Source organism: Halomonas sp. KM-1, assembly GCF_000246875.1.
Classification (GTDB): domain Bacteria; phylum Pseudomonadota; class Gammaproteobacteria; order Pseudomonadales; family Halomonadaceae; genus Halomonas; species Halomonas aerodenitrificans.
Genome location: NZ_BAEU01000075.1, coordinates 48,586 through 71,223, shown reverse-complemented (window position 1 = coordinate 71,223; position 22,638 = coordinate 48,586). Strand labels below are relative to the sequence as shown.

General features: G+C 65.0%; 19 protein-coding genes. 1 reads left to right on the top strand and 18 read right to left on the bottom strand.

Going from position 1 to position 22,638, the window contains the following annotated elements:
* Positions 1 to 17: 17 nt before the first annotated feature.
* The 7 genes from B8115_RS07885 to B8115_RS23900 form a co-directional block, all read right to left on the bottom strand.
* Entirely contained in the window at positions 18 to 1,346 is a 1,329-nt protein-coding gene (locus B8115_RS07885; RefSeq protein ID WP_010627238.1) for a TRAP transporter large permease, read from the bottom strand.
* Entirely contained in the window at positions 1,343 to 1,924 is a 582-nt protein-coding gene (locus B8115_RS07880) for a TRAP transporter small permease subunit (RefSeq protein ID WP_010627237.1), read from the bottom strand. The genes B8115_RS07885 and B8115_RS07880 overlap by 4 nt, the downstream gene beginning before the upstream one ends.
* A gap of 49 nt (positions 1,925 to 1,973) precedes the next feature.
* A complete protein-coding gene (locus tag B8115_RS07875) occupies positions 1,974 to 3,095 on the bottom strand; it encodes a C4-dicarboxylate TRAP transporter substrate-binding protein (RefSeq protein ID WP_010627236.1) in 1,122 nt (373 codons plus the stop codon).
* A 107-nt stretch (positions 3,096 to 3,202) separates the two neighbouring features.
* On the bottom strand, positions 3,203 to 4,144 hold the full coding sequence (locus B8115_RS07870; protein WP_010627235.1) for a dioxygenase: 942 nt from the start codon (positions 4,142 to 4,144) through the stop codon (positions 3,203 to 3,205).
* 90 nt (positions 4,145 to 4,234) lie between these two features.
* Complete coding sequence (locus B8115_RS07865) at positions 4,235 to 5,377, bottom strand: CaiB/BaiF CoA-transferase family protein (protein WP_010627234.1); 1,143 nt, start codon at positions 5,375 to 5,377, stop codon at positions 4,235 to 4,237.
* A complete protein-coding gene (locus B8115_RS07860; protein WP_010627233.1) occupies positions 5,374 to 6,189 on the bottom strand; it encodes a citryl-CoA lyase in 816 nt (271 codons plus the stop codon). Before B8115_RS07860 ends, B8115_RS07865 begins: the two co-directional genes overlap by 4 nt.
* Positions 6,190 to 6,220: 31 nt before the next feature.
* Entirely contained in the window at positions 6,221 to 6,367 is a 147-nt protein-coding gene (locus B8115_RS23900; RefSeq protein ID WP_238539203.1) for a hypothetical protein, read from the bottom strand.
* Between B8115_RS23900 and B8115_RS07855 the strand changes: the two genes are divergently transcribed.
* Complete coding sequence (locus B8115_RS07855; RefSeq protein ID WP_010627232.1) at positions 6,366 to 7,262, top strand: LysR substrate-binding domain-containing protein; 897 nt, start codon at positions 6,366 to 6,368, stop codon at positions 7,260 to 7,262. The two genes, B8115_RS23900 and B8115_RS07855, sit on opposite strands and share 2 nt — an antisense overlap.
* 62 nt (positions 7,263 to 7,324) lie before the next feature.
* Here the strand turns inward: B8115_RS07855 and B8115_RS07850 are convergent, their stop codons facing one another.
* The 11 genes from B8115_RS07850 to ptsP all read right to left on the bottom strand — a co-directional run bounded on the left by B8115_RS07850 (position 7,325) and on the right by ptsP (position 22,585).
* Positions 7,325 to 10,798 (bottom strand): bifunctional diguanylate cyclase/phosphodiesterase, encoded by a 3,474-nt coding sequence (locus B8115_RS07850; protein ID WP_010627231.1) that lies wholly within the window; start codon positions 10,796 to 10,798, stop codon positions 7,325 to 7,327.
* A 94-nt stretch (positions 10,799 to 10,892) separates the two neighbouring features.
* Positions 10,893 to 11,654 carry a fumarate/nitrate reduction transcriptional regulator Fnr gene (fnr, locus tag B8115_RS07845; RefSeq protein WP_010627230.1) on the bottom strand — a complete coding sequence of 254 codons (762 nt, stop codon included), beginning with the start codon at positions 11,652 to 11,654 and terminating at the stop codon, positions 10,893 to 10,895.
* Between the two features lie 158 nt (positions 11,655 to 11,812).
* Complete coding sequence (locus tag B8115_RS07840; RefSeq protein ID WP_010627229.1) at positions 11,813 to 12,622, bottom strand: sulfite exporter TauE/SafE family protein; 810 nt, start codon at positions 12,620 to 12,622, stop codon at positions 11,813 to 11,815.
* 186 nt (positions 12,623 to 12,808) lie between these two features.
* Complete coding sequence (locus tag B8115_RS07835; protein ID WP_010627228.1) at positions 12,809 to 13,936, bottom strand: porin; 1,128 nt, start codon at positions 13,934 to 13,936, stop codon at positions 12,809 to 12,811.
* A gap of 412 nt (positions 13,937 to 14,348) precedes the next feature.
* Positions 14,349 to 15,455, bottom strand: coding sequence for a ProQ/FINO family protein (locus B8115_RS07830; RefSeq protein ID WP_010627227.1), 1,107 nt, complete (start codon positions 15,453 to 15,455; stop codon positions 14,349 to 14,351).
* 121 nt (positions 15,456 to 15,576) lie between these two features.
* Complete coding sequence (locus B8115_RS07825) at positions 15,577 to 16,095, bottom strand: dihydrofolate reductase (RefSeq protein ID WP_010627226.1); 519 nt, start codon at positions 16,093 to 16,095, stop codon at positions 15,577 to 15,579.
* Complete coding sequence (locus B8115_RS07820) at positions 16,092 to 16,865, bottom strand: thymidylate synthase (protein WP_035590484.1); 774 nt, start codon at positions 16,863 to 16,865, stop codon at positions 16,092 to 16,094. Before B8115_RS07820 ends, B8115_RS07825 begins: the two co-directional genes overlap by 4 nt.
* A gap of 272 nt (positions 16,866 to 17,137) precedes the next feature.
* A complete protein-coding gene (gene lgt / locus B8115_RS07815; RefSeq protein ID WP_010627224.1) occupies positions 17,138 to 17,932 on the bottom strand; it encodes a prolipoprotein diacylglyceryl transferase in 795 nt (264 codons plus the stop codon).
* A 133-nt stretch (positions 17,933 to 18,065) separates the two neighbouring features.
* Positions 18,066 to 19,439, bottom strand: a complete 1,374-nt coding sequence (locus B8115_RS07810) for a response regulator (protein ID WP_010627223.1) — start codon at positions 19,437 to 19,439, stop codon at positions 18,066 to 18,068.
* 80 nt (positions 19,440 to 19,519) lie between these two features.
* Positions 19,520 to 20,314, bottom strand: coding sequence for an NRDE family protein (locus tag B8115_RS07805; protein WP_010627222.1), 795 nt, complete (start codon positions 20,312 to 20,314; stop codon positions 19,520 to 19,522).
* A 9-nt stretch (positions 20,315 to 20,323) separates the two neighbouring features.
* Positions 20,324 to 22,585 carry a phosphoenolpyruvate--protein phosphotransferase gene (gene ptsP, locus B8115_RS07800; protein WP_026037964.1) on the bottom strand — a complete coding sequence of 754 codons (2,262 nt, stop codon included), beginning with the start codon at positions 22,583 to 22,585 and terminating at the stop codon, positions 20,324 to 20,326.
* Between the last annotated feature and the right edge of the window lie 53 nt (positions 22,586 to 22,638).

The following is a 22,638-nucleotide window of genomic DNA, read 5'->3' as shown; positions in this document are numbered from 1 at the left end:
TCGTCGATCTTTGCGGTTCAGTAGCGATAGGCCAGATAAGTGGAAAGCACGGGGAACAGCGTGAGGACGAACAGCACTACCAGCATCGCGACGAAGAACGGCACCACGCCCTTGAAGATCTCCTTGACCGGCACGCTGCGGTCGTTCAGCGCCGCGTTCACCGTATAGACCGAGATGCCGAACGGCGGAGTGATGAGGCCGATTTCCACCGCCACTACTGTGATGACGCCGAACCAGATCAGGTCCATGCCGAAGAACTGGGCGATGGGCAGCACGATGGGCAACACGATCAGCATGATCGACACCGAATCGATGATGCAGCCCATCAGGATCACCACCAGCAGGTAGAGAAACAGGAAGTGATAGGCGGTCAGCTCCATGGCCGTGACCCACTGGGCGATGGCCATCGGCAGCCCGGTCAGCGCCAGCATGCGGCTGTAGAGCGAAGCGGCAAGAATCAGGAACAGGATCGACACCGCCACGTGCCCGGTCTCGCCCAGCACCTGGTAGAACTTGGCCGGGCTCAGGCGGCGCTTGAGCAGCGCCAGCAGCAGCGCGCCGCAGGCGCCCACGCCGCCCGCCTCGGTCGGCGTGAAGAAACCGCTGTAGAGACCACCCAGTACCAGCACCATCAGCGCCAGGATGGGTACCAGCTTGAATGCCAGCGCCAGGCCCGACTCCGCTTCGCCCGCGGTGACCGCTGACGGTGCGCTTGCCGCCCCTTGCATCATGAAGCCGGGACGCAGGTAGGCGAGCAGCAGGATCGTGATGCAGAAGGTCGCCGCCAGCAGAATGCCCGGAATGATGCCGGCGATGAACATGCGCCCCACCGACTGCTCGGCCAGCACGCCGTAGACGATCATCAACAGCGAAGGGGGGATCAGCATGCCCAGCACCGAGCTGCCCGCCACCACCCCCACCGAGAACTTGGGCGTATAGCCATGCCGGCGCATCTCCGGCACCGCCACCTTGGTGAACACCGCCGCCGAAGCCACGCTGATACCGGTGATCGAGGCGAAGATGCCGTTGGCGCCGACGGTGGCTACCCCCAGCCCACCGCGAATCCGGCGGGTCAGCCATTGAAAGACGTCGAAGGTGTCCCGCCCTACTCCCGAGATCACCACCAGCAGCCCCATCAGCACGAACAGCGGCACCACGCCGTAGAGGTAGCTGCTGAGCGAGTCGTTGGCCGCCGCGGCCACCATGCGCGTGGCCAGCTCCGGGTTGCGCAGGGTCGAGATGGCCAGGAAGGAGACCAGCATCAAGGCGATGCTGATGTGCATGCCGAAGTAGATCAGCGCCAGCATCATGACCACCGCCACGATGCCGATTTCGATACCGCTCATGGCCGATCCTCCTCGGCGTCAGGCGCCCCGCCCTTGACCGTCCACACCAGCGCCTGGAGCGCCAGCAGCAGGTACTGCAGCAGCGTGATGGCCGCACAGGCGATCACCACCAGACGGATGGGCCAGACGGGAAAGGTGAACACACCTTCCACGCCCATGAACTGGTTGCGCTCCCAGGCGCGCAGGAAGGTCGGCAGCGTGCCCTGGTAGATCACCATCAGCATGTAGGCACCGGCCAGGTAGAACAGGGTCTGCAAACCGTGGCCAAGGCGCGGGTGACGCTCGGTGAACCCCTGAATGAAGATGTCGGCCTGGGCCATGCGGCCGTGGCGCAACGTGCTGGGCAGCTGCAGGAACACGATCATGACGATGGAGGCCGCCACCAGCTCCGCCACCCCCGCAATGGGCTTGTTGAGCAGATTGCGCGACAGCACGTCCACCACGATCATCGCCATGATCGAGAAGATCAGCAGCGAACCCACCGCGTTGAGGCCGTCCACCAGGTAGCCGAACAGGCTGTTGTGACGGCCGCCGCCGAGCCGGCGCCCCAGCACCAGCGTCTTGAAGGAAAAGGTCATTGCCACGACTCCTCAGGCCCGGCCGGCGATGCCGGCCGGGCATTGCCGATCAGTTGCGGTCCCAGGCCAGTTCCGGCTCGTGACCGCGCTCGCGCATGGCATCCATGTAGGTGCTGAGGAGTTCGCGGGCCGGCAGGCCCCGGCCTTCGTTGCGCTCGACCCACTGCTGCGCCAGGCCAGGCATGCCGTCGATCCACTGCTGACGCTCCTCGTCGGAGAGTGCCTGGACCTGCACCGGCGTGCTCTGGTCGGCACCCAGCTCGACCATTCGCTCCAGTGAACTCTCGTAGCGCTCGGCCAGGTCGCGGCCGTGGGCACGGGTGTAGGCCTCGCCCGCCTCCATCAGCGCCTGCTGCACCGGCTCGGGCAGGCCGTCCCAGGTGAACTGGTTGATGGCGAGCCCGCCCGAGAACACCACACCCAGGTTCACCTGGGTGACGTAAGGCGCCACTTCGTAGATGCGCGCCGGCAGGTTGCCGGTGGCGAGCCCCACCACACCCTGGGAGACACCGGTCTGGATGTCGGTGTAATAGCTCGCCAGGGTGCCGTCCACGGGCACCGCACCCACCGGCTCGAGCCATACGCCGAGCACGCCGGGGGCGGAGATGCGCGCCCCTTCCAGGTCATCGAGGCTCTCCACCGGGAAGTTGGTGTAGATGTCATAGGTGTCCGAGGCGGTGGCGCCGAGGAACACCAGGTCGTGGTCCTCCCACTCGGCGCGGAACTCCGGCACCGAGCGCACCAGGTCGTTCATCACGTCGAGCATCAGCTCGGGGTCGCTGGTGGTGAACGGCGTATAGGCGCTGATCTGGGCCAGCGGCATACGTGAGGGCTCCAGGTAGCTGAACACCCAGCCGATGTCGGCGATGCCGTCCTGAATCGAGGTGAGGGTGGCGTTGGTGCCGTAGAGCTGACCGGCATAGGCTTCGGTCCAGCGCACCTCGTATTCGCCCTCTTCCGCCAGGATCTCGTTGACCTTGGGGATGAAGACCTGGGGAATCATGCCCACCCAGGGAATGGTGGTCGGGTGGCTGGAGCCCACGGTCAGGTTGATCGTTTCCACTGCGGAAGCGCTGGCGGGAAGCAGTGCGGCGGCCAGCGTCGCGGCAGTGAGAGTTTTGAGGGGGAAGACAGTCGATGACTTGATGGTGTTGTGCTTTGGATGTGTCATGTTGGCGTCTCGTATTGGCTTGTTGTTATGGAAACCGGATATGGAAACCGGTTATGGCAACTGGTTATTGCCACTGGTTACGGCAACGACGCTTCAGCGTGCGGGCATCACGAATCGATGGGCGATGCCGGCAGACGCGAAACGCCGGGCGACAGGTCGAAATCCACTTCCAGCGTGCAGTAGCGGCCACGCACGTCGGGGTCGGGCGCCCGGCCGTCGTCGTGGATGGGGAACTCCATGGCCAGGTCGGCGCTGGTGACGCCGAACACGCAGTCCGATTCGAGGAAGGGGTCGTCCTTGGGGAAGATCTGCGTCACCAGCGTCTGGTGGCCCTCGGCCGAAACGGTGAAGTGCAGATGCGCGGCGCGGAACGGATGGCGGCTCTGCGCCTTGAGCATTTCGCCGACGATGCCGTGGGTCGGAATCGGGTAGCTGGCCGGGCGAATGGTGCGGAAGTGGTAGCGCCCATCGGCGTCGGTGCGAAACTTGCCGCGCAGGTTGAGGTACGGCTGGGAGTCGTCCTGGTTCTCGTAGAGCCCCTCCGGCGAGGCGTGCCACACCTCCACCAGCGCGCCCGGCAGCGGCTTGCCGTCGCGGCTCGTCACCCGGCCGGAGACGAACAGCGGAATGTCGCTCTCCTTCGGCGTATCGCGGGAGATGTTGAAGCCGAGCGGGTACTCCGGATCCTTGCGGCTGTAGAAGGGCCCCAGCAGGGCCGGCGAGATCTGCTCCGGCGTGCGCGCCTGATTGAGGATCATCACCAGGGTGGAGAAGCCCAGGGCGTCGGACATCACCATGGTTTCGTTGTGGCGGTCGCGGGTGAGGTGGCCGAGCCGGGTCACGGCGTTGATCGCGGCCATGAACTCCTCTTCGTTCAGCTTCACCTCGCGGCCGAAGGCGTGCAGATGCTTCACCAGCGCGGTGAGTATCTCGCGCAGCCGGTCGTCCTTGGTATGGCTCATCGCCTTGAGCACGATCTCGGTGATGTCGTCCGGGGTCTGCGGAATGCCGTGTGGAACGATCTCGTCTTGGTTGGGCAATTCGAACATGACTGGGCTCCTGTTCGGCCTGGGCTGGCAGCGCCCGCCCGGCCTGATGATTGTCGTTGTGTCATGGTGCCACTGCGCCGCGCGCTGGCTTCAACGTTGGCGGCGCTTCACTTCTGCCAGAATTTCGTCACGGTGTTCGTCCAGTACCGGCGGCGCCGTCACCTCCAATGGCTTCACGCCGTCGTAGGAGACCGGCGAACGCAGGGTGCGGAAGGTGCCCACCGTGGGGTGCTCGGTGCTCACCTCCAGCTGCAGATGCTTGACCTGAGGATCCTCGAGCACCTCGTCGGTGTCGTACATGGGGGCGTGGGGCACGTCCTCGGCTTCCAGACGGCGGCACCATTCGTCACGCGCTCGGCGCTTGAAGACACCCTTGAGCACCTCGATCATCTGCTCCTGGTTGTCGATGCGCCCCTCACGGGTAGCGAAGCGTTCGTCCTGCAGCAGTTCGGGGTACTCCATGGCGTTGGCCAGCCCCTGCCAGAACTTCTCCGGCGAGGACATGTGCAGTGCCACCCACTTGCCGTCGGCGCACTGCATCACGTACGACTGCGACACCTGTGGCCGGCTGTAGGGCCCCATGATCTCGTTCTCGGAGAGATAGTGGGTGAAGGCGTCGAGGTTGAAGTGACACATCGCCTCCAACATGGAGACGTCGACCCGACGCCCTTGGCCGGTACGGCCACGCTCCACCAGTGCGCCGAGAATACCGTAGGCGGCGTAGAAGCCCGACAGCGCATCGGCCATGGCCGGCCCCACCACCCGTGGGTTCTCGGGATTCACCAGCAGCTTGAGAAAACCACTGGCGGCCTGAGCCACGGTGTCGTAGCTGGGGCGCCCGGCGTAGGGGCCGTCGTTGCCGAAACCGCTGATGGCGCAGTAGATCAGCCGCGGGTTGAGCTCGCGCAGGCGCTCTTCACCCGCCCCCAGCCGCTCGGCGGTACCGGGGCGGAAGTTCTGGATGTAGACGTCGGCATCGCGGATCAGCGCATCGAAGGTGGCGAGATCCTCCGGCTCCTTGGTGTTGAGGGCGATGCTGCGCTTGTTGCGGTTGTAGGTCTGATAGTGGGGGCTGTAAAGCCCGCCCTTGAAAGCGCGGAAGGGGTCGCCCTTGCCGGGCATTTCGACCTTGATCACGTTGGCGCCCAGGTCGCCCAGCAGCATGCCGGCGGCGGGTCCGGTGATGAAGGTGCCCTGTTCGATGACGGTAATGCCTTCGAGTACCTTGCTCATGACTGCCCCCCTTCCTGGGTGAAGCCCGGCGGAACCTCGCCGGTGTACTCGACCCGCTGGGCCGCCTGATAGGAGAGCGCGAAGCCGCAGGGCTGCTCGGACTCCTCCAGCAGATGGGCGATCAGCCCGGCGGTGCGTGCCAACAGCGGCACACCGCGCAGCGCCTTGAGCGGAAAGCCCGCCCCCAGCAGCACGGCGGGAATGGCAGCGGAGACGTTGAGCTTGAGCTCCTTGCCGACGATGCCGGGAATGGCCCGCTCCACGGCTTCGGCGATCTCCACGTAGCGCAGCTCGGCGCCCGCCTCCCGCGCCACGCCGAACAGCGCCTCGACGCGAGGGTCGCGGGCCTTGTGCAGCGGGTGTCCGTAGCCGGGAATCGCTTCGCGGCGGGCGCGACGCTGACTGACGACATCGTGCACGGCACTTTCCAGGGACTTGCCCCCGTCGATCTCACCGGCGATTTCGGCAAACAGCTCCCCCGCCGCCTGAGAGGCACCGAGGATCACCGAGCCGCAGCCCAGCAGCCCCGCCGCCACCGCACCCTGCAGCGCCTCGGGGGCGGCGGCATAGGTCATGCGACTGGCCTGCACGCTGGGTACCAGGCCGTGTTCGGCGATGGCCACCAGGGTGGCGTCCAGCACCCGGCGGCGCACGTCGCTCACCGGCTCGCCGTCGAGCAGCATCAGGAAATAGTCAGTGAAGGTTGTGTGGCCGATCAGCTCGGCGCTGAGGTCCTTGCCGCGCACCACGATGGTGTCGGCGTTGGAGGTACTGATGGCGGTTCTTGGAATTGTCTCGCGCCCGATCTTCATGCTTTGGCTCCGCGTGGCAGATGCGAGCGAGTCATGCCGGAGCGGCACCCACGCTCGTGATGTGTAACGCTTGTGTTGGAACACCATAAGACGCCATCACGATGGACAAAAATGATAAATTTACATAAAAATGATTGATGTCATCGATTGATGATGCCACGACAAGCGGAGCTTGCATGGAACTTCGCCACATCCGGTACTTTCTGGCCATTGCGGAGACGCTCAACTTCACCCGGGCCGCCGAGAAGGTGCACGTCACCCAGTCGACGCTCTCCCACCAGATCCGTCAGTTGGAAGAGGAGCTGGGCCAGCCGCTGTTCGCACGTATCGGCAAGCGGGTGACGCTCACCGAGGCGGGCCAGAGCTTTCACGAGCACGTGGTGCCTATCCTGCGCCAGGTCGATCAGGCCGTGGGCGCCTTGAAGGAAGCCCCCGACGACCTGAGCGGCGAGCTGCGCATCGCCGCCACCCACAGCTTCAACGTGCAGTTGATTCCACTTTGCCTCTCGCGCTTCATGCAGCGTCTGCCGCGGATGAAGGTGGTGGTCGAGGAGCTTTCGGGGGATCGGATCAGCGAGGGGCTGGTCGACGGCAGCCTGGACCTGGGCATCTCCTATCGTCCGGCCATACCCCGCGGCTTGCGCTTCGAGCCGCTCTACAACGAGGAGCTCAAGCTGATCGTGGCCAGCGACCATGCACTGGCCCGGCGCAAGCGGCTGCGCATGGTCGAGCTGAATGGCGCGCGCATGACACTGCTGGCACCGCACTTCTCGACCCGCCAGATGCTCGACGAGTGCTTCGCCGCTGCCGGCGCCCGCCCGCAGATCGTTGCCGAGCTCAATGCCATCTCCCCCATGATCGAACTGGTGCGACGCACCGATCTATGCAGCATCGTGGCGGAGAATGCGCTGGGCAACGAGCCCGGGGTGAAAGCCATCCCGCTGGAGAGCCCCACGCCGGTACGCACCCCGGGCCTGCTGTGGTCGCAGCAGGCCCAGCGCTCCCCCGCCAGCCGCTTCATGGCCGAAACGATTCGTCAGGTAGTGATGCAAGGGCCGCTGGTTCGTCGCTAGCTTTCAGGCAAGCTGCCAGCGCCGCTCACTCACGGGCACAGCGCATGGTACGAACGTTCATGTCAGTGGCGACCCTCTTCCTCGGAGAAGAGCAGACTGCCGGCTTTCAGCGCCTGCTCGAGCCGCTCGCGGGGCATGGGGCGTGCCAGCAGGAAGCCCTGGAAGAGCTGGCAGCCGTAGCGTTTCAACAGGCCGAGCTGCTGCTCGGTTTCGACGCCCTCGGCGACCACGGTCAGCCCCAGATGGTGGGCCATGGAGACGATGGCCTGGACGATGGATGCATCGTCCAGGTTCTCGGTCACTTCCTTGATGAAGCTACGGTCGATCTTGATCTTGCTGATGGGAAGATGCTTCAGGTAGTTCAAGCTGGAGAAGCCGGTACCGAAGTCGTCGATGGAGACATCGACCCCCATGTCACGCAGCGCATGAAGGATGTCGACCGCATCTCCCGCATCCTTCAACAGCACGCCTTCGGTCAGCTCCAGCTCCAGCCGGCTGGCCGGAAGCGCGGTCGCAGCCAATATCTCCCTGAGCGCTTCCAGAAAACCGGCTCGGTGAAACTGCATCGGTGAAAGGTTGACCGCCACCTTGAACTCACCGTAGCCTCGCGCACCCAGCCACTCCATGTCGAGGCAGGCACGCTCGAGTACCCAGCGACCGATCGCCATGATCTGGCCGGTCTTCTCGGCCAAGGGGATGAATTCCGCCGGTGACACGAAGCCTCGGTCGGGGTGAGGCCAGCGCAGCAGCGCTTCCACACAGACGATCTCGCCGGCCTGGTCGCATAGCGGCTGGTAGTGGAGCTCGAGCCGATTGCCGTCGATGGCATCCTGAAGTTCGTTGCGCAAGGCGAGACGCTCGTTGACACGCAAGGTGATGTCACGGGTGAACCACTGGTAAGCGTTACGCCCCTGCTGCTTGGCCAGGTACATCGCCATGTCCGCCTGCTGAATCAGCTCCATGGGTTGAACGGTGGTCTCGTCACTGATGGCAATGCCGATACTGGCCGACAGATGAAGCTCGTGATGCTCGATGCCGTACGGCAGAGCCACGAGCCGCAGCAGGCTCTCCGCCATGTCTGCCTGCTCTTGCAAGGTGGCGCCCGGCATCAGCACCACGAACTCGTCCCCACCCAGGCGCCCCACGGTATCGCCAGGCCCCATGGCAGCGCAGAGTCGGCCGGCCACCTCGATCAGTACCTGGTCGCCGATGGCATGGCCCAGGCTGTCGTTGATCGGCTTGAAGTCGTCCAGGTCGACGAAAAGCACGGCCAGGTTGCGGCCCTGGCGCTGCGCCATGGCGAAGGAGACATTCAGCCGCTCCTCCAGCAGCGAGCGGTTGGCCAGGCCGGTCAAGGCATCGTGACTGGCACTGTGAGCGAGACGCTCCTCGTAGGCATGACGTTCGGACACATCTCGCAGTTCGCCGACGAAGTGCGTTACACCACCGTCTCCATCGAGCACCGGCGACACGTAGAGCGCGTTCCAGAAGGTGCTGCCATCCTTGCGATAGTTGAGCAGCGTGACGTGGCAATCGCGTCGTTCGACCACGCAGCGGCGCAGCCATGCCACCGCATCGGGTTCGGTTTCCACTCCCTGCAGCATGCGACAGTTGCGGCCCAGCACCTCCTCCTCCCGGTAGCCGGTCAGGGCCAGAAAGGCCTCGTTCACGTAGCTGATGGGAAGATCGTGCTGGCTGGCATCGGTAATCACGATGCCGTTGATGCTGGCCTGGACGCTGCGTTCCAGCACGCGCAGGCGGGTCTCGTTGCGGTGCTGTTCGGTCACGTCCTTGGCAATGCCGAAGACCCCCTGGGCAACGCCCTCCACCAGGATCGGCAGAAGAGTCACATAGAGCATTCGCGTCTCACCGGCCTGGTCGAGGATGGTGACCTCATGGCGCAGCGCGTTACCCTTCAACGCCTCGTCGATACTCTGCTGAATGCGCTCGCGCTCGCCGGGTGGGCTGAGCTGGGAAAAATGCATGCCGACGACCCGCTCCACGGGCAGGCCGGTGATGGCGGCAAAGGTCGGGTTGGCGGTAGCGATGATGCCCTTGGGATCGACGGAGAACACCCCATCCGGGTTATAGGCGAAGAGGGAGCGGTAGCGCTGCTCGCTCTCCCATAGCGAGCGCCGATCCCTATTTCGCTGATGAGCCAGTCCCAGACTGAATGCCATGAGATAGCTGAGCAGGAGTCCGGCGAGAGCGACTCCGCCGGGTATCAACCCGGCCTCGAGCATGTCGCTGACCGAGTCGGGATAGAGCTCCAGCGTCAGCTCGACGCCGCCGGGCAGCTCGATGGTGCGCTGGGCCATGAGCGGGTAGCTCAACTCACTCGGCGTACGTCCGGGTACCCGCATGTCGAGCAGCAGGGTTCCCTCGCGCAGCACGCGCAGCTTGTAGGTCCCCAACTGGACACGCAGCGCCTCTTCGAACAGCACCGCCAGATCCATGCTGCCCAGCAACTGCTGCGTCGACGCCAGCGGTACCGCCGTCAGCACTCTACCGCTCTGCTCCGGGCCGGTGGCCAGCAGACGTGGCTGGGTGGCGTCGAGCTGCAGCCATGCCTCGACCCCGGGCTCATTCGGCTGCGCCTCCAGCCACTGCCCTGCTGCTGCATGGCGAGCGTTCAGCCATCTCCACTCCCCCCGATCCCACAAGCCGACAGCCTGCATGCCGGGAGCATCGCTCAAGTAACGCTCTACAAGGTACTCGCGCATCGCCTCGTCGTGCCGCACAGCCGGGCCGTCCAGGCGCTCGGCCATGTATTTCGCCAGGAGAAGCTGCGCGGCCATGACCTGTTCGGCGTTGTATTGCAGGTTGTCCAACAGGTGGCCGGCTTGCAGCCGCTTGTTCTCCTGGTACTGCCAGTTCAACAGGTACCAGACCGTACAGCTCAGCAAGACCCCGAAGAGACCACAGGCCAGCGCCAGCCGGCCCAGACGCGGCTGCGGACGCTCGACGCTCGCTACCATGCACAGCATCGATATGCCCAGCAGCAGAGCCAGAACGGTTCCCAGCAGAGGTGAAGAGGCGTTGTTCAGCGTCCAGGCTATCTCACCACCCGGCAGGAACAGCCGGAGCAATGCCAGCAGGCTACTACTCAGTAACAGGATACCCACGCCGGCCCACAGCCCGCGCGAGAAGCGCCGGCCCACACCAAGCAACAGACAGAGCGCCACCAGCAACAGCATGGCCGACGCCAGAGAGCCCATGCGCACATCGCCCGTCAGCCACGACACCCCCACCTCGCGGCCGCCTGCCAAGGTGTTGTGCACCAACAGGTAAGTGACGTGAGCAAGCAGGATGAAAGCACTGAAGCGGCGCAGCAACGACCAGCGCAGCATGAGTGCCAGCAGACCGCAGCCCACCATCAGCACCGCCAGTGCATTGTCGGGCAGCAGTACGCCACGCAGTGGGTAAACGATGTCCAGCCAGTAGGTCAGCAACCCCGTGCCGCCCATCAGGATGAACACGGCGGCCGCCATATGGAGCGTGGCACTCCTGGCAATATCCAGCGTCTTGTAAGACATGCGTGGGCGCACTCCTCTGGACAGCCAAAAGCGAGGCGGCCTTCCTGCAAAGGGGCTCTGTCAGCATTGGATATCGGCAGGCAAAAGGGAAGGTTTAATCGAAGAGTCGGGCCGCCCTGGTGGCGCCTGTGCTTTCTGCCGCCAGCGCTTCGAGCGCCTCGATGTCGCTGATGGTGAGTTCGCGACCGGCCACGGCAATGGCTCCCTGCTCCTGAAAGCGTGCCAGCACCCGGCTGACGGTCTCCAGCGCCAGGCCCAGGTAGCTGCCGATGTCCGAGCGCGACATGGAGAGAAAGAAACGATAGGGCGACAAACCCCGGGAACTGAAGCGCTCGGAAAGCCCCAGCAGGAAACTCGCCAGGCGCTGGTCGGCGGTACGCCCCGAGAGCAGGCACATCATGCGCTGGTCGCGGCGCAGCTCGCGGCTCATGCAGCGATAGAGCCGCCCGCGCAGCTCCGGCAGCCGCTCGGCGAGAACTTCCAGTCGCGTGAACGGCAGCTCGCAGACGAAGGCGCTCTCCAGCGCCACCACGCTGCCGTGGCACTCCTCCTCACCGATGGCATCCAACCCGACGATCTCCCCGGGCAGATAGAAGTGGGTGACCTGAGCGCGCTGCTCGGGCTGCGCTACCGTTTGCTTGAGGCTGCCGGAGCGCACCACATAGAGACTGGTGAAGGGTGCGCCTTGGCGCATCAGCGCCTGGCCGCGCTTGAGCGCCTGCGGCAGCCGGATGATGTCATCGAAGGACTGCAGGGCATCGAACTCGAGCCCGAGCGGCAGGCAGCGGGCATGCAGCGTACAGCGCTCGCAGCGGGGCACGGCGGAGCGTGGCCGCTGGGCGGGCCGGGGTTTCATGAGCGCACTCCTTACCTCGGTCTCACGGTGGATCGCACTGGGAGACTTCGATTCTGGCCTGCTGCGTTGCGCTTGTCCCACCGCGCCGCCCCGCTTGGCGACAAAACGTTACTTCCGTTGATCTGTATCAAGAGCTTCATGGAACGAAAGCAAAGGTATCAGGCAGTGAACACGGTATATACCATCTGCAGCGCCAGCCCCATCATCATGACCGCGAAAATCCGCTTGAGTATCGTCACCGGCAGGCGATGCGCCAGTCTGGCCCCCACCGGCGCCATCAGCATGCTGAAGGGAGCCATCAACAGCAGTGCGGGCAGGTAGACGAAACCCAGCGCGGCGCCAGGCAGGCCGGGGGTACCCCAGCCGTTGATCACGTAGCCCAGGGCGCCGGCCAGGGCGATGGGCAGGCCGACGGCGGCAGAAGTGCCGATGGCCTGGGGCAGCTTGACGTTGCACCAGGTCAGGAACGGCACGGTCAGCGAGCCGCCGCCAATGGCCACCAGCGCCGAGATGCCGCCGATCCCCAGCCCTGCACCGCCGAGGCCGACTGCCCCTGGAAGGTTACGCGTCGGCTTGGGCTTGATGTTGGCCAGCATCTGCAGCGACATCAGGATCATGAAGCAGGCGAAGAAGATCGCCAGGCCCCGGGTCGGCAGCAAGGCGGCAATGAAGGTGGCCAGGAAGGTGCCCACCAGAATGCCGGGGGTCAGGTAGCGCACGGTCTCCCAGCGCACGGCACCGTGGCGCCGGTGAGAGAGCAGGCTCGCCGTGGAAGCGGGAATGATGGCGGCCATCGAGGTACCCAGCGCCAGATGAGCCAGGTGCTCGAGGGGCACGCCCTGGGCGAGGAACAGCGCGGTCAGTATCGGCACCATGATGCCGCCGCCGCCAACGCCCAACAGGCCGGCCATGATACCGACCACCGCACCCAAGGCCACGTAGGCCAACCAGATAAGCTCCAAGGTCATTCCTCAAGTGATCGGGAACGATAAGGCGAGCCAGTCTATCAGAAAAGCGTCATCGGCAGCCCATATCCAGCACGGCCTGGCCGGCAGACGAGACCACAGTCGAAAAAAAACCGGCCCCGAAGGGCCGGTTTCGTCGTCGACGAATCGACGTGTCTTCTATCGATCGCTTGCCGTAAGGCAGAACGATTAGAAGTGGTAGCGAGCGCCAAGCAGCCAGAACAGGTTGTCGCTGTTCTCGTCTACAGATACGCCATCGGCAGTGCTGACAGTGATGTCACCCTGATCGGCGCGATGCAGCTCGGCGAAGACGTCGAAGTTGTTTGACAGCTTGTAGTAGCTACCCAGGGCCCAAGCAGTGCGGTTCTCTTCGTTGTCCGGACGAACGCGGTAAACGTCGGCGTTGAAGGCCAGTTGCCCCAGAGAGTAGGTAGCACCCAGACCCCAAGTGCTGAAACCGGAGTAGTCTTCAACCGCGCCACCAGCGTCGATGGCAGAGTCGTTGGTGTCCTGAGTTTCGTAACCCAGACGAGCAGAGAACTGATCGTTGAAGGCGTAGGAAACGGTAGCACCGTAGATGTTCTCGTCGACACCGCGCAAATCACGGTTGTCGTAACGATGGCGAGTTCCGCGAGCGCTCAGAGCATTATCGTCACGATCCTGGACGAAACCGGCGGCCAGACGCAGACCTTCCCACTGATACGTCACGCCACCTTGGACGTTGAGCACGGAAGAACGATCTTCGCCAGTCTCGGGCAGGCCGTTACCGGTGTAGTGCTTGGCCATCAGGAAGGCCTGGAAGCCTTGCAGATTCGGGGTGATGTAGCCGATGGAGTCACCGCGAGCCTGCAGGTCACTGCCCTCACCAGCAGCGAACTCGTAACCGCGATCGATGTAGACATCGAACGGAGACATGACGCGGCTGCTGTAGAAGCTGTCGAAGTTACCCGCCATCACGGTACCGAACTGAGTGCTTTCCAGACCGATGAAGCTGTGACGCACTTCGGCGAAGCCGCCGGACTGGTCACGCTCGTCGCCCTTGAAGCGCCACTCGACGCGACCGAAGGCGCGCAGAGCGGGATCGATCTGGTGGCTCATGGAAATGCCGAGACGGGAGTAGACGTCACGGAACTCAGTGCCGCCAGCTTTGTTTTCGCCCGGCTGGACATCCTGGTGACCGCCACCGGAGATACCCATAGCAATACGGCCGTTAATATCCAGACGAGTGCCGTCCTGGTCGTAAACGGTTGCGGCCTGAGCGGCAGCGGTGACGCCCAGGGCGCCGGCAATGGCAGTCGCTAACAGTGTCTTTTTCATCGCGATAGTTCCTTTCACTAGCTTACTGTTTCGATCGTTACTGCACGGATCGGTGATCGGTGCAGGTAGCTTGCCGGGCATGGGTCCCGCCGTGCTTGGCTCGGTTCCTTCCCAGGAAGGGCCGGGGGCCGGTCATGACCGCAGCGAAGCCTTGTTATAGTCCAATGCTCGCAGGTAGAACTCTATACCGGGAAAAATCGGAACGCAATAAGAAAAAACACTGTTTTCCTATGATGCCCGCCTCCCCGACGGAACTTTGCCCTGCTTTTGCGGTCCTGGGCGCTCCCGCTCCCTGAACCGCGTGCTGCAGGCATGGCAGTCGATCTGCCTGGCAGCGATGAGCCCGCACATCATGCCTCGCTGATACAGCGCTGACAAGCGACGGACTTTCTACGCTTCGGCTGGGCCGGCTTCAACTCCCCTTGCGGCTGCTGCCGTGCTTGGCCAGCAATGCCGAAAGCTTGGCCTCCATGCGCTCCTCGGGGTCCGCCGTTGCGGCGATGGGATCGGCTGCTCCCGATGCGGGGCTGGCGGCCTTGGGTGGGGCATTCTCATGAGACTGACGGGCGGCCTTGTCGGCCGGCTGGGCGCCTGTTGCAACGGCGCGGCTGCGGCCGGAGTTCGCCTTGCCACTGCCCCGCTTCGGGGCGGCACCTGCCGGACGGCTGCGCTCGAGCCGTTCGCTCTGCAACCGCTCCAGCTTGCGCTTGGCATGTTCGGCGGCCTGGGCATCGACGTCACCGGCAGGCGCACCGTCGAGGTCGATACGCTCGGCGCCTTCACGCACCGCCTTCAGGTAGCGCGGCAGATTGACGTAGCCGGCCAGCGCGCGGCGCACCAGCTTTTCGGGCCAGGGCTCGCGTGCAGCGAGGTCGTGGTGAATGCCGACCTTGAGCGGCCGTGTATGCCCCTTGAAGAAGGTGTGGGGATAGCGCTGGTACCACTGCTTCAGCAGGGCATCGGCGGAGGGCGCCTGCTCGATGGCAAGCTGGCCCTGACGCTCGGCCAACGCTTTCTGAGCCGGAGCCACCTTGAAAGAGGCATATGTCGGAGCGGTCGGCGCAGCGGATACACCACCTGCGGGAGCGAAAGGGTTCAACGGTTTGCTTGCCGCTTCTGCTTTCCCTGCCGCTTCTGTTTTCCCAGCCGCTTCTTGCTCGGCTTCGGCGGGCTCGCTCTGCTGTGCGGCTTCCGCCCGCGGTCGCTGGCCGATCAGCGCCGCCAGGCCTTGGGCGCGCCGCGCGGGGCCGGGAAACGCCGGGGTCGGCTCGCCCTTGCGCAGTCGTTCGCGCAGACGGGCATTGTCCTCTTCGAGCTCGCGATTCTGCTCGTCCAGTTCGCGGTTCTCTTCCATCAGCTCCAGGCGCGCCGCTTCCAGCTCCTGCTGCCGCACCTCGGATTCGGCGAGACGGGACTCCAGCTCCTGGATTCTTGCGCGATAGCTGCGCAGCTCATGGAGCGCCGTGTCGGCACAGGTCTCCAAGACATCGAACAGTTGACGTGAACGCTCTTCGATCAAACCGGCATCCTCCTGGCGGGCTCACGTTGACGACACGACGATCGAACGGGGTGGCGAGAACGGGGCAGCTCCATGCCTCAGCCTAGTGTGTGCCACAAGCGAGGCGCTGACAACGTGCAGTTCAGCGGCGTTGGTACTGCACGAAACTGTAGCTCGGCTGGCCCGGGTTGGGCGAGCCCGGTACCCGCTGCACCTCCTGCCATTCACTCTCGTCCAGCTCGGGAAAGCGGGCATCGCCCTCCACCTCGACATCCACCTCGGTGAGGTAGATGCGGCTGGCATGGGGCAGCGCCTGGGCATAGATCTCGCCGCCCCCCATCACCATGATCTCCTCGCTGGCATCGATGGTGGCCTGCTGGTCGGCCAGGAACAGCGCCGATTCGAGATCGTGGCAGACCCGCACGCCATCGTGGCGAAAGTTTTTATCGCGGGTCACCACGATGTTGAGCCGCCCCGGCAGCGGCCGACCGATGGAGGCGAAGGTCTTGCGCCCCATGATCAGCGGCTTGGCCTGGGTCATGCGCTTGAAGAACTTGAGATCCTCGGGCAGATGCCAGGGCAGCTTGTTGTCGACGCCGATCACGCCGTTGCGCGACACCGCGGCGATCATCGCCACCGGCACCAGGGTCTCGTCGGTCATACTGCCACCTCGGCCTTGATATGGGGATGGGGGTCGTAGCCTTCGATGGCGATATGCTCGAAGCGGAACGCGAACAGATCGTCGACGCCGGGATCGAGCACCAGCCGGGGCGCCGCACGCGGGGTACGCGAGAGCTGCAGCTCGGCCTGCTCCAGGTGGTTGAGGTAGAGGTGCGCGTCGCCCAGGGTATGGACGAAGTCGCCGGGCTCGAGGCCGGCCACCTGGGCGATCATCATGGTCAGCAGCGCATAGCTGGCGATGTTGAACGGCACCCCGAGAAAGATATCGGCGCTGCGCTGGTAGAGCTGGCAGGAGAGCCGCCCTTCCGCCACGTAGAACTGGAACAGGCAGTGGCACGGAGGCAGCGCCATCTCATCGACCAGCGCCGGGTTCCAGGCCGAGACGATCAGCCGCCGCGAGCCGGGATTGGTACGCAGCTGCTCGAGCAGCTTGGCGATCTGATCCACGTGGCCGCCGCGGGGGTCGGGCCAGCTGCGCCACTGATAGCCGTAGACGGGGCCGAGATCGCCGTTGGCGTCGGCCCACTCGTCCCAGATGCTGACCCCGTTCTCCTTGAGATAGGCGATGTTGGTATCGCCGCGCAGGAACCACAGCAGCTCGTGGACGATCGAGCGCAGGTGCAGCTTCTTGGTAGTCAGCAGCGGAAAGCCGCGGGAGAGATCGAAGCGCATCTGGTGGCCGAACAGCGAGCGCGTGCCGACCCCGGTGCGATCGCCGCGCTCCACGCCCTGCTCCAGCACCTGCCGCATCAGATCCAGATACGGCTGCTCGAGAGCGGACTGTTCGGGTTGCGATTGGAGAGCGGCCCGTTCGGTGGCGGGCCGCCCGAGCTGGGCGTTGTGGTCAGGCATCTTGGCAAGGCTCTATATATAAGATGGTCGATTGGCAGTCGATCGATTGACCAGAGAGTCTACCGCCTCCGCTCACGCACTCCTACTCTCGACGAGTATCACTGCGTAGCTGTCGTCGAGTTTCACTGCCCCGCTGGCGTCGAGTTTCATTGCCCCGCTGTCGTCGAGCTTCACTGCATCGCCTTGTCGCCCACCAGCGGCTGACGCCGCGACCAGGCGATGAGCAGGATACCGAAGAGAATCATCGGCAGGGTCAGCAGCATGCCCATGGTGAACCAGCCGAAGGCCAGGTAGCCGATGTGGGCATCCGGCAGACGGTAGAACTCCACGCCGAAGCGGAACACCCCGTAGAGCAGCAGGAACAGACCGGAAACCAGACCGCGCCGACGCGGCTGGGCCGACACCCACCACAGGATGACGAACATCACCAGGCCTTCGAGAAAGGCCTCATAGAGCGCGGTGGGGTGCCGCGGCTCCGGCCCCATGCCGGGGAACGGCATGCCCCAGGGCATCTCGGTGACCCGACCGGGCAATTCGCGGTTGATGAAGTTGCCGATGCGCCCGGCACCCAGGCCGATCGGCACCATGGGTGCGAAGAAGTCGGTGAGGCTGAAGAAGGCCATGCGCTTCTTGCGGGCGAACCAGAGCGCGGCCAGCAGCACGCCGATCAAGCCACCGTGGAAGCTCATGCCGCCGTCCCAGACACGGAACACCCATAGCGGGTCGGCGGCCCACTGGCCCATGCCGTAGAACAGCGCATAGCCGAGGCGGCCGCCGGCCACCACGCCGATGGCGAGATAGAACAGCAGATCGCCGATATCGTCATGGGTAAGGCCGTAGCGATGGGCCCGCAGGCGCCCCAACCACCAGGCACCGACGAAGCCGATCACGTACATCAGGCCATACCAGTGCACCTGAAAGGGGCCGAGCGAGATGGCGACAGGATCGATATCGGGATAGTTCATGTACACCTCGAAACGGGAAACGGAGCCTTACGACAGCCAGCGGGCCGAAAGCACAGACCGGGGCCGGCATGATGACGGGGCCACCGTCGATGACAGATGAAAGATGAAAGATGAAAAGATGAACGCAACACGGTCATGTCGCTGCGGTATCTTGGAAGGCGTCCGGCCGCCACTGCCGAAGCAGGTCGATGAGCTCACGCGGGCCATAGGGTTTGGCCAGGTAGTCGTCCATGCCCGCTTCGACGAAGCGCTGGCGGTCGCTGTCGGTGGCATTGGCGGTGAGCGCCACCAGAATGCTGCGACCGGCCTCGGGAGCGAGCGCCTCCTGTTCGCGCCAGCGTCGGGCTGCCTCGATGCCATCCATGTCTGGCATGAAGATGTCCATCAGCACCAGGTCGTAGAACAGACGCTGCTGCTGCAACAGGGCTTCCGGGCCACTGGCGACGCTGTCGACCCTGAGCCCCTGAGTCTCGAGCAGTTGGCTGGCCAGCATGCGGTTGACCGGCCCGTCATCGACCACCAGCACCCGCAGCGGCTCCGCTGCCTGGCCGGCGCCGGCGGGCGGCAGCAGCTCACCCCGCTCTCCGGCCAGACTGTTGATCAGCAGCAGGATGTCGGCGATACGCTCGCGCAGGTGGGCGTAACGCGACGAATCTCCGGGGCCTGCCTCACCACGCTCCATGCTCTCGGCCAGCTCATTCAGCAGCGGCTCCAGCTCGCGCTGCAGCAGCGTCAGGTAGTGGGACTTCAGCCGCGAGTCTTCCCTCGCCCGCTCGCGGGCCGCCAGCAGATTGCCGAATTCGTGCATGCCGGCGCGTTCGAAGAGCAGCAATTGATAGGGCGAGGCCTCCAGCCACTCCGCCCGGAAGGAGCGCCAGCGCCCCTCGCCATCGAGCACCTGCACCTCGACCAGCCTGTCACCCGCATCGCCTCGCTCGATCAGCCGAGTCGCGGGATCCTGCCCCCTGAGCTTGGCCAGACTTTCTCCCAGCAGCTGCTCCATGGCCAGGTTGGCGCCGACGATCCGCGCCTGGTAGAGCAGCAGCGCCGGCCGCTGACTGCTCGCCAGCAGCGCATCGGGGCTCGGTACCAGCTCGAGCCGCGACTGCAGCTCGATCATGCCATCATGCAGGCGCTCCATGCGTCCCATCATCGAGTCGTCATGGGTCTCGAGCCGTCCCGGCTGTGCCAGCCAGCCCGGCAGCATCTGTTCGGCTTCCAACAGCAGACGCTCGATGCGCTCGAGCCGGCTCTCGGCCTGAGCTTCACATTCGCGAATGCGATGGCGCAATTGCAGGAGAAAGGCCGAGGTGGTGAGGGTCGTGCCGACCAGCAGAGCCAGCAGCAGCCAGGCGGGACCCGTCCAAGCGGCAGGATCGGGGGTAGCCAGCCACAGTACGGCGCCTGCCAGCAGACACAGCAGCACCAGGGCTGCCTGGGCCAGCAGCAGCGGCCACAGCAGGGGCCATATCAGGTAAGACCATAAGCGGTCCTTGTGTACTACCACGGGCTTGCGTCCCTGTGCCGAATGCCGAATGCCGAATGCCGAATGCCGATGGGTGAGTTTACGCCGCTACGTCCTGGCTGTCATGGCGATGCCAGGAACGAATTGAGTTGCAAGGAAATTCGCTCCCGCGTCACCCCCTGGGGCTGTCCAGCAGGGCCGAAGCGACGCTCTTCCAGCACCACGGCGCCCGCGCCGGCGTCCCACTCCAGCCAGGTAGTGGCACGGGTGCCGTACTGCTCGCCGACGATGAAAGGCGGCGACAGCCGGCGCTCCAGCTCCAGCCCCACGCCGGTATCGGGCAGATGGCCATCGTCGGCCGGCAGTGTCTGGCCAAACGCTTCCAGCGCGTCCTCCGGCCAGCGGCGACGCTGCGCGGTCGCCAGCCCTTGTCGGGCGGCGATCAGCTTGGGCCAGGGCGTATCGAGAGTGGCATTGGAAAGGCCGTGGATGCCGGGCGCGACCTGGGTGAGCAGCAGCTCGTCCCGACCGCGGTGCAGATGCCAGAGGCGCTCACCATCGCCCGCCAGCAGGTTGAAGCCGGCATAGCGCCAACCCTCGCCCCCGGCGAGCCTGAGCAGCCAGGCAGCGAGGTCGGGGCACTCCAGTGCGTCGCGCACGAGCTGTCCCCGGCTCGGCGCACCGGGCGCCACGGCGAGGGCAGGATCGCGCACGTTGGTCACCGCCGCGAATCGCCCGCGACGATGCACCGCCAGCCAGCTGCCGCCGGCCTCGAGATCGCGGCCGCCGACGATGTCGGGCGCATCCTGCCACGCCGCCAGTGCAGCCGTCGGCCGTTGGTAGAACTCGTCGCGGTTGGCCACCAGGCGCAGCGATATCGGCGCCTGCGGTCGAAAATCGAAAGCGATGAGACACATGAGTCGCGCTCAGTCCCGTGGCGGCAGCAGGTGCGCCAGCTGCCATTCGCTGAGACGCCCGAACAGATGACTGCGAACCGCCACCGGTGAATTGAGCGCCAGGGTTTCCCGAACCAGCGCCTTGGCGGCGTCGATCGATACCCGACGAATGGCCGCTCTGACCCGGGGCAGGCTGGGGGCGTTCATGGAGAGGGAATCGAAGCCCATGCCCATCAGCAGCAGCGCGCCGGCCGGGTCGCCGGCCAGTTCGCCGCACACCGAGATCGGCTTCTTCAACCGCCGTGACTCCTCGGCCAGCCGCGCCATGGCGCACAGCACGGCGGGATGGCAGGAGTCGTAGAGGCTCGCCACCCGGGGGTTGTTGCGATCCACCGCCAGCAGGTACTGGGTCAGGTCGTTGCTGCCGACGGAGAAGAAGTCGACCCGCTCGGCCAGGGCATCCAACTGATAGAGCGTGGCAGGGACCTCCAGCATCACGCCTACCCGGGGCCGCGGCGAGACCACGCCCTCTTCGCCCAGCTCGCGAATGGCACGGTCCAGCAGGCGCAGCGCATCGTCGACTTCGTCGACGTTGGTCACCATGGGCAGCAGAATCTGCAGATTGTCGAGCCCCTGGGCGGCACGCAGCATGGCGCGCAGCTGTACCATCAGCACTTCAGGATGATCGAGCGTGACCCGGATGCCGCGCCAGCCGAGAAAGGGATTGGCTTCCTCGATAGGGAAGTAAGGCAGGTCCTTGTCGCCACCGATGTCGAGCGTGCGCATCACCACCGGCAGCGGTGCAAAGCTTTCCAATTGATCGCGGTAGAGACGCGCCTGCTCCTGCTCGCCAGGAAAGCGCTCGGCGATCATGAACGGCACTTCGGTGCGGTACAGACCTACGCCGCTGATGCGCTTCTTCAACGACACCGCGGTATCGAAGGCCAGGCCGGTGTTGACCATCAGCGGCATCACGTGGCCGTCGGGCGTCTCGCTGGGCAGGTCCTGCTCGTGCTCCAGCACTTCCGTCAGCGCCGCTTCTTCTGCGATCAGGCTGCCGTAGCGGGCCTTCAGTTCATCGGTAGGCCGCACGAAGAGCCGCCCACGGTGCCCGTCGAGGACCACCTCGGCACCGGAGAGTCGCGGCAACGGCAGGTCGACCATGCCCGACACGGTGGGAATGCCCATGGCCCGCGCCACGATCGCCACGTGAGAGGTGCTCGAACCACGCATCGAGACCAGCCCGGCAAGCCGCTCCCGCGGCACTTCGCCCAGCGTGGCGACGCTGATCTCGTCGCCGACCAGAATGGTGCTCTCGGGGAAGTTGGCGGGGGTCTGGGGAGTCTCCTCCTGCAGATGCGCCAGCACCCGGCGGCCCAGGTCGCGCACGTCGGCGGCCCGCTCGCGCAGGTAGTCGTCGTCGACCCGCTCCAGGTACTGCACGTGACGCCGCACCACGTCGGCCAACGCCCCCGGCGCCCACTGCCCTTCGCGAATGCGCTTCTCCACTTCCTGAGAGAGCGCGGCTTCGCTGAGCATCTGCTGGTAGACCTCGAACAGGGCCAGCTCCTGGGCCGAGATACGGTTGGCCAGACGCTCGCCCGCGGCGCGAATCTCCTCGCGCACGCACTCGATGGCCTCCTTGAGGCGCGCGATCTCGTGCTCGACGTCGGTGGGAATCAGGTCGGGAACGCTGTCCAGGTCGGCCAGCGGCGCCACCACCACCACCTCGCCGATGGCCATGCCGGGCGAGGCGGCAACGCCGGTGAACATGGCCTGCCCGCCAGGCAGCGCGGGCTTGCTGAGACTGCCCGTAGCCAGAGCGTGAGCCAGCACACCGGCCAACTGCGCGCCCATGGTGATGAGGAAGGCTTCATCCTCCTCATCGTAACGCCGCTTCTCACTCTGCTGTACGACGAGAACGCCGAGCATGCGCCGCTGGTGAATGATCGGCACGCCGAGAAAACTGGAGTAGCGCTCTTCGCCGGTGGCCTCGAAGTAGCGGAAGCGCGGGTGCGACGGTGCATCCTCCAGGTTGAGCGGCTCCTCGCGCTCGGCCACCAGGCCGACCAGCCCCTCGCCCACCCGCAGGGTCACCTGCCCCACCGCCTGGCTGTGCAGGCCGATGGTTTCCATCAGCACCAGCGCTTCGACCTCGGCATCGAAGAGATAGAAGGAGCACACGTCGGTGCGCATGGCCTTGCGGATACGGCGAACCATGGTCGCCAGCGCCGCATCGAGATTGCGTGCCCCGTTGACCTCCTGAATGACCCGGCGCAGCACCTCGAGCATCGGCGTCTTGCTTTCCATCGTTGTCGTCCCTCGCCTGCTCAGGAGTCAAGGCC

Bases quoted from the DNA above. Each gene is read 5' to 3' on its own strand.
- B8115_RS07885 (WP_010627238.1), bottom strand. From the start codon at position 1,346: ATGAGCGGTATCGAAATCGGCATCGTGGCGGTGGTCATGATGCTGGCG.
- B8115_RS07880 (WP_010627237.1), bottom strand. From the start codon at position 1,924: ATGACCTTTTCCTTCAAGACGCTGGTGCTGGGGCGCCGGCTCGGCGGC.
- B8115_RS07875 (WP_010627236.1), bottom strand. From the start codon at position 3,095: ATGACACATCCAAAGCACAACACCATCAAGTCATCGACTGTCTTCCCC.
- B8115_RS07870 (WP_010627235.1), bottom strand. From the start codon at position 4,144: ATGTTCGAATTGCCCAACCAAGACGAGATCGTTCCACACGGCATTCCG.
- B8115_RS07865 (WP_010627234.1), bottom strand. From the start codon at position 5,377: ATGAGCAAGGTACTCGAAGGCATTACCGTCATCGAACAGGGCACCTTC.
- B8115_RS07860 (WP_010627233.1), bottom strand. From the start codon at position 6,189: ATGAAGATCGGGCGCGAGACAATTCCAAGAACCGCCATCAGTACCTCC.
- B8115_RS07855 (WP_010627232.1), top strand. From the start codon at position 6,366: ATGGAACTTCGCCACATCCGGTACTTTCTGGCCATTGCGGAGACGCTC.
- B8115_RS23900 (WP_238539203.1), bottom strand. From the start codon at position 6,367: ATGCAAGCTCCGCTTGTCGTGGCATCATCAATCGATGACATCAATCAT.
- B8115_RS07850 (WP_010627231.1), bottom strand. From the start codon at position 10,798: ATGTCTTACAAGACGCTGGATATTGCCAGGAGTGCCACGCTCCATATG.
- fnr (WP_010627230.1), bottom strand. From the start codon at position 11,654: ATGAAACCCCGGCCCGCCCAGCGGCCACGCTCCGCCGTGCCCCGCTGC.
- B8115_RS07840 (WP_010627229.1), bottom strand. From the start codon at position 12,622: ATGACCTTGGAGCTTATCTGGTTGGCCTACGTGGCCTTGGGTGCGGTG.
- B8115_RS07835 (WP_010627228.1), bottom strand. From the start codon at position 13,936: ATGAAAAAGACACTGTTAGCGACTGCCATTGCCGGCGCCCTGGGCGTC.
- B8115_RS07825 (WP_010627226.1), bottom strand. From the start codon at position 16,095: ATGACCGACGAGACCCTGGTGCCGGTGGCGATGATCGCCGCGGTGTCG.
- B8115_RS07820 (WP_035590484.1), bottom strand. From the start codon at position 16,865: ATGCGGCAGGTGCTGGAGCAGGGCGTGGAGCGCGGCGATCGCACCGGG.
- lgt (WP_010627224.1), bottom strand. From the start codon at position 17,932: ATGAACTATCCCGATATCGATCCTGTCGCCATCTCGCTCGGCCCCTTT.
- B8115_RS07805 (WP_010627222.1), bottom strand. From the start codon at position 20,314: ATGTGTCTCATCGCTTTCGATTTTCGACCGCAGGCGCCGATATCGCTG.
- ptsP (WP_026037964.1), bottom strand. From the start codon at position 22,585: ATGCTCGAGGTGCTGCGCCGGGTCATTCAGGAGGTCAACGGGGCACGC.